At 63.3% G+C, this 15,480-nt stretch carries 17 protein-coding genes; 15 read left to right on the forward strand and 2 right to left on the reverse strand.

The annotated features are described in order from the left end of the window. The first annotated feature begins 3 nt into the window (after nucleotides 1-3). From E8E91_RS03960 to hemN, 12 genes are all read left to right on the forward strand, one after another. Nucleotides 4-171 carry a cbb3-type cytochrome c oxidase subunit 3 gene (locus E8E91_RS03960; protein ID WP_190829895.1) on the forward strand — a complete coding sequence of 56 codons (168 nt, stop codon included), beginning with the start codon at nucleotides 4-6 and terminating at the stop codon, nucleotides 169-171. Continuing rightward, a complete protein-coding gene (ccoP, locus tag E8E91_RS03965; RefSeq protein ID WP_280374692.1) occupies nucleotides 168-1,103 on the forward strand; it encodes a cytochrome-c oxidase, cbb3-type subunit III in 936 nt (311 codons plus the stop codon). Before E8E91_RS03960 ends, ccoP (E8E91_RS03965) begins: the two co-directional genes overlap by 4 nt. 435 nt (nucleotides 1,104-1,538) lie before the next feature. Next, nucleotides 1,539-2,978: a cytochrome-c oxidase, cbb3-type subunit I gene (ccoN, locus tag E8E91_RS03970; RefSeq protein ID WP_151135193.1), complete on the forward strand. Its 1,440-nt coding sequence runs from the start codon at nucleotides 1,539-1,541 to the stop codon at nucleotides 2,976-2,978. Next, nucleotides 2,978-3,589 carry a cytochrome-c oxidase, cbb3-type subunit II gene (gene ccoO / locus E8E91_RS03975; RefSeq protein WP_151135195.1) on the forward strand — a complete coding sequence of 204 codons (612 nt, stop codon included), beginning with the start codon at nucleotides 2,978-2,980 and terminating at the stop codon, nucleotides 3,587-3,589. Before ccoN ends, ccoO begins: the two co-directional genes overlap by 1 nt. 6 nt (nucleotides 3,590-3,595) lie before the next feature. After that, nucleotides 3,596-3,784, forward strand: coding sequence for a cbb3-type cytochrome c oxidase subunit 3 (locus tag E8E91_RS03980; RefSeq protein WP_151135197.1), 189 nt, complete (start codon nucleotides 3,596-3,598; stop codon nucleotides 3,782-3,784). Further along, on the forward strand, nucleotides 3,781-4,755 hold the full coding sequence (gene ccoP / locus E8E91_RS03985; RefSeq protein WP_280374693.1) for a cytochrome-c oxidase, cbb3-type subunit III: 975 nt from the start codon (nucleotides 3,781-3,783) through the stop codon (nucleotides 4,753-4,755). The genes E8E91_RS03980 and ccoP (E8E91_RS03985) overlap by 4 nt, the downstream gene beginning before the upstream one ends. 136 nt (nucleotides 4,756-4,891) lie before the next feature. Next, on the forward strand, nucleotides 4,892-6,307 hold the full coding sequence (ccoG, locus tag E8E91_RS03990; RefSeq protein WP_280374694.1) for a cytochrome c oxidase accessory protein CcoG: 1,416 nt from the start codon (nucleotides 4,892-4,894) through the stop codon (nucleotides 6,305-6,307). 14 nt (nucleotides 6,308-6,321) lie between these two features. Then, a complete protein-coding gene (locus tag E8E91_RS03995) occupies nucleotides 6,322-6,819 on the forward strand; it encodes a FixH family protein (protein ID WP_280374695.1) in 498 nt (165 codons plus the stop codon). Nucleotides 6,820-6,823: 4 nt separating this feature from the next. Continuing rightward, nucleotides 6,824-9,223 (forward strand): heavy metal translocating P-type ATPase, encoded by a 2,400-nt coding sequence (locus E8E91_RS04000; RefSeq protein ID WP_280374696.1) that lies wholly within the window; start codon nucleotides 6,824-6,826, stop codon nucleotides 9,221-9,223. A gap of 26 nt (nucleotides 9,224-9,249) precedes the next feature. Continuing rightward, nucleotides 9,250-9,471 carry a cbb3-type cytochrome oxidase assembly protein CcoS gene (gene ccoS / locus E8E91_RS04005; RefSeq protein WP_280374697.1) on the forward strand — a complete coding sequence of 74 codons (222 nt, stop codon included), beginning with the start codon at nucleotides 9,250-9,252 and terminating at the stop codon, nucleotides 9,469-9,471. Next, nucleotides 9,464-10,192 (forward strand): sulfite exporter TauE/SafE family protein, encoded by a 729-nt coding sequence (locus E8E91_RS04010; protein ID WP_280374698.1) that lies wholly within the window; start codon nucleotides 9,464-9,466, stop codon nucleotides 10,190-10,192. Before ccoS ends, E8E91_RS04010 begins: the two co-directional genes overlap by 8 nt. Nucleotides 10,193-10,274: 82 nt before the next feature. Next, on the forward strand, nucleotides 10,275-11,657 hold the full coding sequence (gene hemN, locus E8E91_RS04015; RefSeq protein WP_280374699.1) for an oxygen-independent coproporphyrinogen III oxidase: 1,383 nt from the start codon (nucleotides 10,275-10,277) through the stop codon (nucleotides 11,655-11,657). A 6-nt stretch (nucleotides 11,658-11,663) separates the two neighbouring features. Here hemN and E8E91_RS04020 read toward each other — a convergent pair whose 3' ends face one another. Further along, entirely contained in the window at nucleotides 11,664-12,113 is a 450-nt protein-coding gene (locus E8E91_RS04020; RefSeq protein ID WP_280374700.1) for a hypothetical protein, read from the reverse strand. A gap of 147 nt (nucleotides 12,114-12,260) precedes the next feature. Between E8E91_RS04020 and fnr the strand changes: the two genes are divergently transcribed. The 3 genes from fnr (at nucleotide 12,261) to E8E91_RS04035 (ending at nucleotide 14,695) form a co-directional block, all read left to right on the forward strand. Next, on the forward strand, nucleotides 12,261-12,995 hold the full coding sequence (fnr, locus tag E8E91_RS04025) for a fumarate/nitrate reduction transcriptional regulator Fnr (RefSeq protein ID WP_280374701.1): 735 nt from the start codon (nucleotides 12,261-12,263) through the stop codon (nucleotides 12,993-12,995). Between the two features lie 67 nt (nucleotides 12,996-13,062). Then, nucleotides 13,063-13,611 (forward strand): adenine phosphoribosyltransferase, encoded by a 549-nt coding sequence (locus tag E8E91_RS04030; RefSeq protein WP_151135215.1) that lies wholly within the window; start codon nucleotides 13,063-13,065, stop codon nucleotides 13,609-13,611. A gap of 247 nt (nucleotides 13,612-13,858) precedes the next feature. Beyond that, entirely contained in the window at nucleotides 13,859-14,695 is an 837-nt protein-coding gene (locus E8E91_RS04035) for a metal-dependent hydrolase (RefSeq protein ID WP_280369141.1), read from the forward strand. Between the two features lie 75 nt (nucleotides 14,696-14,770). Here the strand turns inward: E8E91_RS04035 and E8E91_RS04040 are convergent, their stop codons facing one another. Next, complete coding sequence (locus E8E91_RS04040) at nucleotides 14,771-15,472, reverse strand: hypothetical protein (protein WP_280374702.1); 702 nt, start codon at nucleotides 15,470-15,472, stop codon at nucleotides 14,771-14,773. Nucleotides 15,473-15,480: the final 8 nt, after the last annotated feature.

Genomic DNA, 15,480 nt, shown 5'->3' on the forward strand with positions numbered 1-15,480 from the left:
GCCATGGACATCGGAACCCTGCGAGGCCTCGGCACCCTGCTGGTGCTGATCGCCACCCTCGGAGTGATCTGCTGGGCCTACAGCGGCAAGCGCAAGGCGAGCTTCGACGAAGCGGCGAATCTGCCCTTCGCCGATGACGACCGGAACGAATCTAGGAGCAACCGCGCATGACCACATTCTGGAGCTGGTACATCTCCCTGCTCACCATCTTCACCCTGCTGGCACTGACCTGGCTGATCTTCGCCACCCGCAGCGGCGAGTCGAAAGGCACTACCGACCAGACCATGGGCCACGCCTTCGACGGCATCGAGGAATATGACAACCCGCTGCCCAAATGGTGGTTCTGGCTGTTCATCGGCACCTTGATCTTCGCTGCAGGCTACCTGGTGCTCTATCCTGGCCTCGGCAACTGGAAAGGCCTCTTCCCCGGCTATGCCGACGGTTGGAACCAGGTATCCCAGTGGCAGCGCGAAGTCAGCAAGGCAGAGCAGCAGTACGGACCGATCTTCGCCCGCTACTCCGCCATGTCCATCGAAGAAGTGGCCAAGGACCCGCAGGCCATGAAAATGGGCGGCCGCCTGTTCGCCACCTATTGCTCCATCTGCCATGGCTCGGACGCCAAGGGCGCCCTGGGCTTCCCCAACCTCACCGACAGCAACTGGCGTTGGGGCGGAGAGCCGGAAACCATCAAGACCACCATCCTTCACGGCCGGATGGCCGCCATGCCGGCCTGGGGTGAAGTACTGGGTGACGCAGGCGTGAAAAACGTCGCCGCCTATGTGCGCCAGGATCTGGCCGGCCTGAAGCTGCCGGAAGACGCCAAGGCCGACGTGGAAGCCGGTAAGTCGCTATTCGCCACTACCTGCGTTGCCTGCCACGGTGCCGAAGGCAAGGGCACGGCCCTCATGGGCGCACCGGACCTGACCCATCCAGCCGGGTGGATCTACGGCTCCAGCCTTGCCCAGCTGCAACAGACCATCCGCCATGGCCGAAACGGCCAGATGCCAGCCCAGCAGGAATACCTGGGTCAGGACAAGGTCCATGTCCTGGCTGCGTACATCTACAACCTCTCCCGCAAGGATCAGGAGCTGGCCGTCAAATAACCACAAAGTCGGAGCGGCGCAGGGAAGCGCAGCTCCAACCTGGCAGCCAGGCTCTCGAGCCGAACTGCAAGCCGCGCAAAATGGCACCCTGAGCCGGGTGCCCAGGACACAGGGAAGTGTCCACCCCTCCTTTTATATAGTGCGACTCAGTGTCGCACCTCTCCGACCAGTTGCACCCTCCTCGCTTTGACATGGGCTAAGCTGCTTTCCAGTCGCCACTTGTCACAACTCCAAGGCGATCCTTCCAGTCACGCGACACATCAGGCTTCGACGGCGCACCGAAGAGAGCCGCCAGCACAGCCGCAAATCCTTGTCCAGTGGGCCTCCCAGCCTGGATTGTGTCGGCTTGTGTCGTTGCAATGGCTACCCTCTTTCTCCATACTTGCCGCCGATTTTTTGTCCCCAAAAAACTCCATTAACCGTGGAACCCCTAGCATGAGCACAGCAATCAGTCAGACTGCTTATAACTATAAGGTGGTCCGCCAGTTCGCCATTATGACGGTGATCTGGGGGGTCATAGGGATGGGTCTAGGCGTGTTCATCGCCGCACAACTCGTGTGGCCGGAACTCAACCTGAACCTGCCTTGGACCTCGTTCGGCCGCCTGCGTCCCCTGCATACCAACGCGGTGATCTTCGCCTTCGGCGGATGCGCACTGTTCGCCACTTCCTACTACGTGGTGCAGCGCACCTGCCAGGCTCGCCTGGTATCCGACAGTCTGGCCGCCTTCACCTTCTGGGGTTGGCAAGCCGTGATCGTGCTGGCAGTCATCACCCTGCCGCTGGGTTACACCTCCTCCAAGGAATACGCCGAGCTCGAGTGGCCGATCGATATCCTCCTGGGTATCGTCTGGATCACCTACGCCGTCGTCTTCTTCGGCACCATCATGAAGCGCAAGACCAAGCACATCTATGTGGGCAACTGGTTCTTCGGCGCCTTCATCCTGGTTACCGCCATGCTGCACATCGTCAACAGCATGGAAATGCCGGTTTACGCCTTCAAGTCGTACTCCATGTACGCCGGCGCTACCGACGCCATGATCCAGTGGTGGTACGGCCACAATGCCGTGGGCTTCTTCCTGACCACCGGCTTCCTGGGGATGATGTACTACTTCGTTCCGAAGCAGGCCGAGCGTCCGATCTACTCCTATCGCCTGTCCATCGTGCACTTCTGGGCGCTGATCACCCTGTACATCTGGGCCGGTCCGCACCACCTGCACTACACCGCCCTGCCGGATTGGGCCCAGTCCCTCGGCATGGCCATGTCCCTGATTCTGCTGGCTCCGAGCTGGGGTGGCATGATCAACGGCATGATGAGCCTGTCCGGCGCCTGGCATAAGCTGCGTTCCGACCCCATCCTGCGCTTCCTGGTGGTTTCCCTGGCCTTCTACGGCATGTCCACCTTCGAAGGCCCGATGATGGCCATCAAGACCGTCAACGCCCTCTCCCACTACACCGACTGGACCATCGGCCACGTACACGCCGGCGCTCTCGGCTGGGTAGCGATGATCTCCATCGGCTCCCTGTACCACCTGATTCCGAAGGTGTTCGCTCGTGAGCAGATGCACAGCGTCGGCCTGATCAACGCCCACTTCTGGCTGGCCACCATCGGTACCGTGCTGTACATCGCCTCCATGTGGGTGAACGGCATCACCCAGGGCCTGATGTGGCGCGCAGTCAACGAAGACGGCACCCTCACCTACTCCTTCGTGGAAGCCCTGGAAGCCAGCCACCCGGGTTACCTGGTGCGCATGATCGGCGGCGCCTTCTTCGTGACCGGCATGCTGCTGATGGCCTACAACACCTACCGCACCGTACGTGCTGCCAAGCCGGCTGAATACGACGCCGCTGCGCAGATCCCGCAAGGAGCTCACTAATGAAGCAACACGAATTAGTCGAGAAGAACATCGGCCTGCTGGCCCTGTTCATGGTGATCGCCGTGAGCATCGGTGGCCTGGTGCAGATCGTGCCGCTGTTCTTCCAGGACGTGACTAACACTCCGGTCGAAGGCATGAAGCCGCGTACCGCACTGGAACTCGAAGGCCGTGACATCTACATCCGCGAAGGCTGCGTAGGCTGCCACTCGCAGATGGTCCGTCCGTTCCGTGCCGAAACCGAACGTTACGGCCACTACTCCGTCGCCGGCGAAAGCGTCTGGGACCACCCCTTCCTGTGGGGCTCCAAGCGTACCGGTCCGGACCTGGCCCGCGTTGGCGGCCGCTACTCCGACGACTGGCACCGTGCGCACCTGTACAACCCGCGCAACGTAGTGCCGGAGTCGAAGATGCCGGCTTATCCGTGGCTGGTTGAGAACAAGCTCGACGGCAAGCACACCGGCGACAAGATGGAAGCTCTGCGCAAGCTGGGCGTGCCCTACACCGACGAAGACATCGCCGGCGCCAAGGCAGCAGTCAAAGGCAAGACCGAAATGGATGCCGTCGTGGCATACCTGCAAGGTCTGGGCACCGCTATCAAGAACAAACGGTAACGCAAGATGGACATCGGGACTCTCCGCGGCATAGGTACCTTCATCGTTTTCGTCGCCTTCATCGGCGTCGTGCTCTGGGCCTATAGCAGCAAGCGCAAAAGCAGCTTCGACGAAGCGGCCAATCTGCCCTTCGCGGATGAGCCGCCCAAATCCTCCGAGCGCGACGAGCAAGCTTCTAGGAGTAACAAAGAATGACTTCGTTCTGGAGTTGGTACGTAACCCTGCTCACCAGCGCTACGCTGGTGGCGCTGACCTGGCTGATCTTCGCCACCCGCAAGGGCCAGCGTCAGGAAAGCACCGAAGAAACTGTCGGCCATGCCTTCGACGGCATCGAGGAATATGACAACCCGCTGCCCAAGTGGTGGTTCATGCTGTTCGTCATCACCCTGATCTTCGCCGTCGGCTACCTGGTCATGTACCCGGGCATGGGCAACTGGAAGGGCATTTTCCCCGGCTACGGCGAAGTGACCGAAGGCAAGCCGTTCGCTAACGGCCAGAGCGGCTGGACCGGCGTGCACCAGTGGGAAAAGGAGATGGACAAGGCCGATAAGGAATACGGTCCGATCTTCGCCAAGTACGCTGCCATGCCGATCGAGGAAGTGGCCCAGGACCCGAAAGCCCTGAAAATGGGCGGCCGCATGTTCGCGTCCTACTGCTCCGTGTGCCACGGCTCCGACGCCAAGGGCGCCTACGGCTTCCCGAACCTGACCGACCACGACTGGCGCTGGGGTGGCGAAGCCGCCACCATCAAGACCACCATCCTGGGTGGCCGTCACGGCGTGATGCCGGCTTGGGGCGAAGTCATCGGCGACCAGGGCGTACGCGACGTTGCCGCCTTCCTGCGCGTGACCCTGCACGGTCGCGAGTTGCCGAAGGACGTGAAGGCTGATCCGGAAGCTGGCAAGGCCATCTTCGCTGCCAACTGCGTGGCTTGCCACGGTGCGGAAGCCAAGGGCACCCCGGCTATGGGTGCGCCGAACCTGACCCACCCGAACGCCTTCATCTACGGCAGCAGCTACGCTCAGCTGCAACAGACCATCCGCTACGGTCGCCAAGGCACCATGCCTGCCCAGGAGCAAGTCCTCGGCAACGACAAGGTGCACCTGCTGGCTGCCTACGTTTACAGCCTGTCGCAGAAACCTGCTGCAGAAGCTGAAGCCAAGTAATACCCTCGCCTGCCATGCGCGACGCACTGTCGCACATGGCAGGCCGCTATCAGGCGTACCATATATAGCGGACTAGAGAGACTCGGACCGGCAATGCACTGGTCAGAGCACCTGAAACCGCCGTGGTATGAGAACGATGAGCGAACAGATTCCCGTCAAGAACGTCACCCCTCCCCCTGCCAAGGGCGGTGAATCCACCGACCTCTACGCCAGCCGCGAAAAGATCTACACCCGAGCCTTCACTGGGCTGTTCCGCAACCTGCGGATGACCGGCGGCGCCTTTCTCTTCCTGCTCTATTTCGGCACCGTGTGGCTCAACTGGAACGATCGCCAGGCTGTCTGGTGGAACCTCCCCGAGCGCAAGTTCTACATCTTCGGCGCCACCTTCTGGCCCCAGGATTTCGTCCTACTCTCCTGGTTGCTGATCATCTGCGCCTTCGGCCTGTTCTTCATTACCGTATTCGCTGGACGTGTCTGGTGCGGCTACACCTGCCCGCAGAGCGTCTGGACCTGGATCTTCATGTGGTGCGAAAAGGTCACCGAGGGTGACCGCAACCAGCGCATGAAGCTCGACAAGGCCCCAATGAGCGGCCAGAAAATCCTGCGCAAGTCCGCCAAGCATGGCCTCTGGCTGTTGATCGGCTTCGCTACCGGCATGACCTTCGTCGGCTACTTCACCCCGGTCCGCGAACTGGTCATCGAATTCTTCACCGGCAACGCCAGTGGCTGGGCCTACTTCTGGGTCGGATTCTTCACCCTGGCGACCTACGGCAACGCCGGCTGGCTGCGCGAGCAGGTGTGCATCTACATGTGCCCCTACGCCCGCTTCCAGAGCGTGATGTTCGACAAGGACACCCTGATCGTCTCCTATGACCCGCGCCGCGGCGAGTCCCGTGGCCCGCGCAAGAAAGGCATCGACTACAAGGCCCAGGGCCTCGGTGACTGCATCGACTGCACCATGTGCGTCCAGGTCTGCCCCACCGGCATCGACATCCGTGACGGCCTGCAGATCGAATGCATCGGTTGCGCCGCCTGCATCGACGCCTGCGACAGCATCATGGAGAAGATGAACTACCCGAAAGGCCTGATCAGCTACACCACCGAGCACAACCTCAACGGTCAGACGACTCACCTGATGCGCCCGCGCCTGATCGGTTACGCTATCGCCCTCGTCGCCATGATCGGCCTCTTCGCTTATGCCGTGGCCATCCGTTCCCTGGTGGAGCTGGACGTGATCAAGGACCGCGTGCTGTTCCGTGAAAACGAACAGGGCCGGATCGAGAACGTCTACACCCTGAAAATCATGAACAAGTCCCAGGCGGACCAGACCTTCGTCATCGACGCTGAAGGCCTCGACGGCCTGGTCTACGAAGGCAAGCGCGAAGTGCGCGCCGACGCTGGCGAAGTGCTTTCGGTGCCGGTGGAACTGTCCATCGAGCCCGACCAGTTGCCGTCCAGCACCAACAAGATCCTCTTCCGCGTCCACAGTGCGGATGACCCGAGTATCAAGACCGACGCTGACAGCCGCTTCATCGGCCCCAGCGTCCGCTAGCAAACGGAAGACCCATGCAGTCCGAAACTCCCAGCCCCTGGTACAAGCAACCCTGGCCCTGGTTCATCCTCGGCATCCTCGGCACCTCCGTGGTGCTGGGCACCACCATGCTGGTGATTGCCACCAAGAACCCGCCAAGCCTGGTCTCCGACAACTATTACGAAGTCGGCAAAGGCATCAACACCTCGCTGGAACGCGAGAACCTCGCCAAACAACTCGGCATGCAGGCCAGCCTGCAAGTGAATGAAGCCAATGGCGAAGTCGACCTGGATCTGGTGGGTGAAAGCCGCCCGCAGCAACTGGTGCTGAGCCTGCTCTCCCCTACCCAGCCGGAAAAGGACCGTCGCGTCGTCCTCCAGCCCCAGGCCGACGGTCGTTACCGTGGTCATCTGCAGGACCCCGTCAGCGGCCGCCGTTTCGTCGAACTGATCGGCCAGGAGCACGGGCAGGATTGGCGTCTGTTCGAGGAAGAAACCCTCGACAAGGGCAGCGTTATCCGCCTCGGCGAATAAGCGCATGAGTGCACCGCTTCCCTGCTACCACTGTGGTTTGCCGGTTCCGGCCGGCAGCCGTTTCGAGGCCCGCGTGCTGGGAGAGACGCGGGCCATGTGCTGTCCGGGATGCCAGGCCGTGGCCGAAGCCATCGTCGACGGCGGCCTGGAGAACTACTACCGCCACCGCAGCGACACCGCCCCCAACCCCGACGCCCTGCCCCGCGAACTGCCCGACGAGCTGGCGCTTTACGACCGCGCCGAAGTCCAGCAGCCCTTCGTCCAGCATCAGGGCGAGCTGAGCGAAACCTGCCTGCTGATCGAAGGCATCAACTGCGCCGCCTGCGGCTGGCTGATCGAGAAACACCTGAAGACCCTGCCGGGTATTGCCGACGCCAGCCTCAACCTGTCCAACCATCGCCTGCAAGTGCGCTGGTCCGACAGCCAGATTCCGTTGAGCCAGTTGCTCAAGGAGCTGCGCAAGATCGGTTACGCCGGCCACCCCTACAAGGCGGATGAAGCCGCCGAACGCCTGGCCAACGAGAATCGCCGCGCCATGCGCCAGCTTGGCGTCGCCGGCCTGCTCTGGATGCAGGTGATGATGGCCGCCATGGCCACCTGGCCGGAGTTCAACATCGACCTATCCCCCGAGCTGGATACCATCCTGCGCTGGGTCAGCCTGTTCCTCACCACCCCCATCGTCTTCTACTGCTGCGGGCAGTTCTTCCGGGGTGCCCTGCGCGACCTGCGCACCCGCCACCTGACCATGGATGTCTCCGTCTCCCTGGCCATCGGCGGTGCCTACGTCGCCGGTATCTGGTCCACGGTGACCGGCGTCGGCGAGCTGTACTTCGACGCCGTCGGCATGTTCGCCCTGTTCCTGCTGGCGGGCCGCTACCTGGAACGTCGCGCCCGGGAGCGCACCGCTGCAGCCACTGCGCAACTGGTCAACCTGTTGCCGGCATCCTGCCTGCGCCTGGACGCCAAAGGACATAGCGAACGCATCCTGCTCAGCGAGCTGAAAGTCGGCGACCGCGTCCTGGTACCACCGGGCTCGTTGCTTCCGGCAGACGGAACGATCCTTTCCGGCCAGTCCAGCGTCGACGAATCGCTGCTCACCGGTGAATACCTGCCCCATGCTCGCGGTGAAGGCGATACCGTCACCGCCGGCACACTCAACGTCGAAGGTCCGCTGACCATCGACGTCCAGGCCCTGGGCGACGATACCCGCCTTTCCGCCATCGTCCGCCTGCTGGAGCGCGCCCAGGCAGACAAGCCTCGACTGGCCGAAGTAGCCGACAAGGTCGCCCAGTGGTTCCTGATCTTCATCCTTGCGGCAGCCGCCATCGTCGGCATCGCCTGGTGGGAGATCGATCCGGATCGTGCCTTCTGGGTCGTACTTTCCCTGCTGGTGGCCACCTGCCCCTGCGCCCTCGCCCTGGCCACCCCGACCGCACTCACAACCGCCACGGGGAGCTTGCACAAACTCGGCCTGCTACTGACCCGTGGCCACGTACTGGAGGGTCTGAAGCAGATCGACACGGTGATCTTCGACAAAACCGGCACCCTGACTGAAGGCCGCTTGACCCTGAGCGCCATCCACCCGCTGGGCGCGCTGGATCGCGATACCTGCCTGGGGCTGGCCGCGGCCCTCGAGAACCGTTCGGAACACCCCATCGCCCGTGCTTTTGGCCGAGCACCGCAAGCAGCCGATCTGGTGGAAAGCGTGCCCGGTCGAGGGTTGGAGGGTCGTGTTGGCGAACGACGCCTGCGTATTGGCCAACCCAGCTTCGTCGCCGAACTCTGCGGCATGACGGCACCCGATATCCCCGGCGACCAGGGTCAGTGGCTACTGCTGGGAGATGAACAGGGGCTCCTGGCCTGGTTCGTCCTCGACGACCGTCTGCGGGACGATGCCCCCGCGCTGCTGGATGCCTGCCGTGCACAAGGCTGGAAAATCCTGCTGCTGTCCGGCGACAGTTCGCCCATGGTGAGCGGCATCGCCCAGCAGTTGGGCATCGACGATGCCCGGGGCGGTCTGACGCCAGATGCCAAGCTGGAAGTCCTGCATCAACTCCATCAGCAGGGCCACAAGGTGCTGATGCTGGGTGACGGGGTCAACGACGTGCCGGTCCTGGCCGGCGCGGACATCAGCGTCGCGATGGGCAGCGCTACCGACCTGGCCAAGACCAGCGCCGATGCCGTGCTGCTGTCCAATCGACTGGACAGCCTGGTACAGGCGTTCTCCCTGGCCCGCCGGACCCGCCGCATCATCATCGAGAACCTGGCCTGGGCGACCCTGTACAATGGCCTGGTGCTGCCTTTCGCCGCCCTGGGTTGGATCACCCCGCTCTGGGCAGCATTCGGCATGTCGGTCAGCTCGCTGCTGGTGGTGGTCAACGCCCTGCGCCTGGCCCGCACCTGACCCACGCAAATCAATCGGAGTCCCTGATGCCAGCGCTTTACGTACTGATCCCGGTCGCCATCGGCCTGGTCGGTTTCGCCATCTGGCTGTTCTTCTGGGCCGTGGACAGCGGCCAGTACGACGACCTGGACGGCCCGGCCCATAGCATCCTCTTCGACGACGAAGACCCCAAGCACCAGGCCGGTATCGCCGAAGCCGAGGGCAGCAATAAGGACAAGACGGACAAGCAGGACAAGCCCCGTGGCTGAACTCGCTCCCCTGCTGCTCTCCGCGCTCATCCTCGGCCTCCTTGGCGGCGGCCACTGCCTGGGCATGTGCGGCGGCCTGATGGGCGCCCTCACCCTGGCCATTCCGCCGGAACAGCGCGCCCGCCGCCTGCGCCTGCTGCTGGCCTACAACCTTGGCCGCATCCTCAGCTATGCCATCGCAGGCCTGCTCATCGGCCTCGCCGGCTGGGCCATCGCCAGCAGTCCGGCCGCCATGGCCCTGCGGGTAGTGGCAGCCCTGCTGCTGATCTGCATGGGCCTCTACCTGGCCGGCTGGTGGAGCGGCCTGACCCGCATCGAAGCCCTTGGCCGCGGCCTCTGGCGCCACATCCAGCCTGCGGCGCGCAAGCTGCTGCCGGTATCCACCCTGCCCCGCGCACTGCTGCTGGGCGGACTCTGGGGCTGGCTGCCCTGTGGCCTGGTCTACAGCACCCTGCTCTGGTCCGCCAGCCAGGGGTCGGCGACCGACAGCGCACTGCTGATGCTCGCCTTCGGCATTGGCACGCTGCCAGTTCTGATCGCCACCGGCCTGGCCGCCGAACGCCTGACCGCCCTGCTGCGCAAACGCGGCGTGCGAATCGCCGGCGGCCTTCTGGTGATCCTCTTCGGCCTCTGGACACTGCCCGGCCCGCACCAGACCTGGTTGATGGGACACGGCAGCCACGGCAGCTCCGCCAGCAGCGGGCACCAGCACAGCCATTGAATGGTCTTGATACAAATCAAGATCGCCCTGACGGGGGCCCCCTAGACTCCCTGGCACTGACAGCCAAACCGGGGACCCCCGCATGCTCGACAACATTCGCTGGGACGCCGGCCTGATCCGCCGCTACGACACCCCAGGCCCCCGCTATACCTCCTACCCCACCGCCGTGCAGTTCAACCACAAGGTGGGCTCCTTCGACCTGCTCCATGCCCTGCGCGATAGCCGCAAGGCCCGCCGGGCACTGTCGCTGTACGTTCACGTGCCGTTCTGCGCGAACATCTGCTACTACTGCGCCTGTAACAAGGTCATCACCAAGGACCGCGGCCGCGCCCTGCCCTACCTTGAGCGCCTGGAGCGGGAAATCGAGCTCATCGCGTGCCACCTCGATCCGCAACAAAGAGTCGAGCAACTCCATTTCGGCGGCGGCACCCCGACCTTCCTGAGCCACGATGAGCTGCGCCGGCTCATGGGCCATCTGCGCAAACACTTCAATCTGCTGGACGACGACTCCGGCGACTACGGTATCGAGATCGACCCGCGCGAAGCCGACTGGTCCACCATGGGCCTGCTCCGTGATCTGGGTTTCAACCGCGTCAGTCTCGGCGTGCAGGACCTCGACCCTGCCGTGCAGCGCGCCGTCAACCGCATGCAGAGCCTCGAAGAGACCCGCGCCATCGTCGAAGCCGCGCGCACCCTGCAATACCGTTCATTGAACCTGGACCTGATCTACGGACTGCCCAAGCAGACCCCGGACAGCTTCGCCCGCACCGTTGACGAGGTGATCGCCCTGCAGCCGGACCGACTCTCGGTGTTCAACTATGCGCACCTGCCAGAGCGCTTCCTGCCGCAACGGAGGATTCGCAGTGAGGACCTGCCCAGCCCCGGACAGAAGCTGGAAATGCTCCAGCGCAGCATCGAGCAGTTGAGCGCCGCCGGTTATCGCTACATCGGCATGGACCACTTCGCCCTGCCGGACGACGAACTGGCCATCGCCCAGGAAGACGGCCGCCTGCAGCGCAATTTCCAGGGCTACACCACACACGGCCATTGCGACCTGATCGGTCTAGGGGTGTCCGCCATCAGCCAGATCGGCGACCTCTACTGCCAGAACACCGTGCAGCTAAACGACTACCAGAACGCCCTGGAGCAGAACCTGCTGGCCACCAACCGGGGGCTGGTCTGCGACGAGGATGACCGCATCCGGCGTGCAGTCATCCAGCAATTGATCTGCGAGTTCGAACTGGATTTCAGCAGCATCGAATCCCGCTTCAACATCGAATTCAGAGGCTATTTCGACGAAATCTGGCCTCAACTCCAGCAAATGCACCAGGATCGACTGATCGACCTCAGTGACGGCCGGATAGACGTACTGCCTGCCGGCCGCCTGCTGGTTCGCTCGCTGTGCATGCTGTTCGACGTCCACCTCGCGGGGCAGAACCAGCAGCGCTTCTCCCGCGTCATCTGAGCCGCCTCAGGCGGCGAGCAACTGGCCGAGCTCTACCGCCTGCTCGTCGCTGAGGTCGGATTCACGGACCAGCTTCGCCAGGTTGAGGTTGGCGCTGCTCAGGGCGCTCTGCAGCGACGTGAGCTGACTACGCAGGGCCTCCATGCGCTGGGTGCGGGTTTCGTCATCGAGGCTCTGGTCGCTTGCGATGGCCTCCAGCTCCGCCCGACGCTCCGCAATCTGTGCCTTGAGCTCGCGGATCATCTTCAGCAGCTCCTTGATACCGTCCGGCAGGCTACTTTTCTCGATGTCGTCATTCTTCTGAGCTCCGCTGGGTTTGCCCAGATCCGACAGGCTGACGCGTATGCCCTGACGCACGGCATCGGCGTCCACCGGCTCACCTTCCCGGCGTGCGACCTGTCGCCGCACCGCCTCGGCCACATTGGAAATCATGCGGTTGGTGTCCAAGCGCAACATAGGCTGCTCCTTGCCTGAATTTCGCCCCCGATATCGGCCCGTGCCGGCGAAACTTGAGCAACAAGTCAGGTAGGCTTTTTCTGGCCGTTGCATACACCCTGCGTTACCCTTACGAGCATTGTGTGTATGTCTTGCAAGGAATTGCCCATGTCCGAAATCATCAAGGTGCGCAACGTACCCCAGGCCCACTGCAAGGACTGCAGCCTGGCCGCCCTTTGCCTCCCCCTGTCCCTGAACATGGAGGACATGGACGCGCTGGACGATATCGTCAAACGCGGCCGCCCGCTGAAGAAGGGCGAACTCCTGTTCCGCCAGGGTGATGCCTTCGGCTCCGTCTTCGCTGTGCGCTCTGGCGCCCTCAAGACCTTCACCGTCACCGACACGGGCGAAGAACAGATCACCGGCTTCCACCTGCCCAGCGAACTGGTGGGCCTTTCCGGCATGGATACCGAGCTCTACCCGGTCTCCGCCCAAGCCCTGGAAACCACTTCGGTGTGCGAAATCCCCTTCGAGCGCCTCGATGAGCTTTCGGTCCAGCTGCCGCAGCTGCGCCGCCAGCTGATGCGCGTGATGAGCCGCGAGATCCGTGATGACCAGCAGATGATGCTGCTCTTGTCCAAGAAGACCGCCGACGAGCGTATCGCCACCTTCCTGGTCAACCTCTCTGCGCGCTTCCGCGCCCGTGGCTTCTCCGCCAACCAGTTCCGCCTGGCCATGTCGCGCAACGAAATCGGCAACTACCTGGGGCTGGCGGTGGAAACCGTTTCCCGCGTGTTCACCCGCTTCCAACAGGCCAACCTGATCGCCGCCGAAGGCAAGGAAGTGCACATCCTCGACCCCATCGAACTCTGTGCCATGGCTGGCGGGAGCATCGAAAGCTGACCCTCGCGAGCCCACCGTCCTGGTGGGCTCGCCCGTTCCATCCCGCCCTTTTTCGCAGGCATCATTGATGATCTTCGACGACTTCTCCATCAAGACACTGATCCGCCCTGTCCCGGACTTCCCCAAGCCCGGCGTGGTATTCCGCGACATCACTCCGCTGTTCCAGTCGCCCCGAGCCCTGCGTCTGGTGGCCGACAGTTTCATCCAGCGTTACGTCGAGGCCGACTTCAGCCACATCGGCGCCATGGACGCCCGTGGATTCCTGATCGGCTCGATCATCGCCTACGAACTCAACAAACCCCTGGTTCTGTTCCGCAAACAGGGCAAGCTGCCGGCCGACGTGCTTTCCGAGCCCTACCAGACCGAGTACGGCGAAGCTTTCCTCGAAGTGCACAGCGACAGCCTGTGCGACGGCGACAAAGTGCTGATCTTCGATGACCTGATCGCCACCGGCGGCACCCTGCTGGCCGCCGCCCGCCTGGTTCGCCGCATGGGCGCCAGCGTGTACGAAGCCGCCGCTATCATCGACCTGCCCGAACTGGGCGGTTCCGAGCGCCTGGCCGACGCCGGCATCCCCACCTTCGCCCTCACTGCTTTCGCCCTCGACGAGCGTTGATCGGCGCGCGGGTCCGCACCGGCGGACCCGCCCCAACTGAAGCACGGCCACCCTGCCCGGGTTACATCCCTGCCGCCCGGCGTTACTCCTCTCCCCAACTCCCGCCGCAATCACCCGCCGAAAGTTGGCGCCCAGGCCCTCGCGCCTGCCCCTGTGATCCTCAATAGTTACATCGACTGATGGCACGGTCGTCGTGCCCACCGATAACAACAAATGGATGGCTCGCAGAGCCCGAGAGGATCCCCGCATGACAGCCAGCGCCAGCGCTCCCCTGCCCAAGGCCAACTTCCCCGTTCGCCGCATGGACTTCAGCTTCGCGTCGACCCAGAAGTACTGGTGGAGCGGCGACCCTTTCATGACCCACTTCATGAACAACCTCTCCTCGCTCTTCCCCTACGGCGAGAAGTTCTTCGTCGACAGCGTGCGCGCCGTACGTGACCAGGTCAGCGATCCGCAGCTGCAGAAGGACATCAGTGCCTTCATCGGCCAGGAAGCCATGCACTCCAAGGAACACGCGACCTACAACGACTACGCCGCCGAACACGGCATCGACCTGGAGCGCCTGGAACTGCGCATCAAGGTGCTGCTGGAATGGGTCACCCGCTTCACTACCCGGAAGCAACGCCTGGCGGCCACCTGCGCCCTGGAACACTTCACCGCCACCATGGCCGAGCAACTGCTGCGCCGGGAAGACATCAACACCCAGATGGACGACCCGAAGATGTACAAGCTGTGGATGTGGCACGCCATCGAGGAAAACGAGCACAAGGCGGTCTGCTACGACGCGTACAACGCCATCGGCGGCGGCTACCTGATCCGTACCATCACCATGGCACTGACTACCTTCCTGTTCTTCGGCGTGATCATGACCTTCCAGGTCCATCTGATGCGCAAGGACGGCCAGCTCTTCAATTGGCGCAGCTGGGCCCGCGGCCTCAAGACCCTGCTCGGCCCGCGCAATGGCTACTTCCCGAAGATGATCAAGCCGTACCTGGACTACTACCGCCCCGGGTTCCACCCCTTCGACCACGAAACCAAGGCGCTGGAGAAACGCTGGAAGGAACGCCTGGGCTTCAACGGCTGAATCGCGCAATCCTCCCTGTGGGAGCGAATTCATTCGCGAATGAATTCGCTCCCACAGGGATCGCCCAAAAGCGCTTCACCCCTCCTCGAAATACTCCGCGAAGAACCCGTCCAGCTCGCCCTCGTAGCTATCCAGCGAGTACAGGGTGTCGGCTGCAAGCAGATCCAGCAGGATCAGCCCGTTGAGGCTGGAATCCTCCTCAGCGGCGGCGCGCAGGCGCCCGGCCATTCCCAGGTTGACCAGGCGCAGGTTGCGGTACAGCTCGCGCAGCCCGTCCATGTCCCAGTCGGGCTCCAGCCCACGCTGGCGGCGCAGATGCTGGCCCAGCAGGTAAGTGCCCAGCGAGCGATACAGGGTTTCCGCCGAGGTGCTGAACGGCCAGTGGAACCACGCCATCGCCCGCAGCATCCGGGTATGGGGGCAACCGCTGGTCGCCCCGAGCAGCCCCAGCAGCGAACCCAGGGCCCTCTGCAACGTGGTCTGCTGGCGAATCTCCCGCCCCCGCCAGAACACCGCCATCTGCACTTCCTCATAGGAGAGTGAGCGCGCCAGCACCGCCACCGGCCGCGCCAGTGCCAATGCAAAGGGGCAGTCGCGCACCTCTGCAGCGTTCAGCGGGCAATGGCTGCACTGCTGGAAACCCAGCAGCGCCCATTCCGGTCCGGTCTCCACGCGGCCGCTCGTGCCTGCCAGGTCCACCTCGTGAACCCAGAGGCGGCCATCCGGAAAGCCGAACTCGTAGCGCACCCGTTCATCAGCCCTCGGCTCCAGCCCCATGGTCTACC

It is taken from the genome of Pseudomonas sp. BN515, assembly GCF_029873155.1.
Classification (GTDB): Bacteria; Pseudomonadota; Gammaproteobacteria; order Pseudomonadales; family Pseudomonadaceae; genus Metapseudomonas.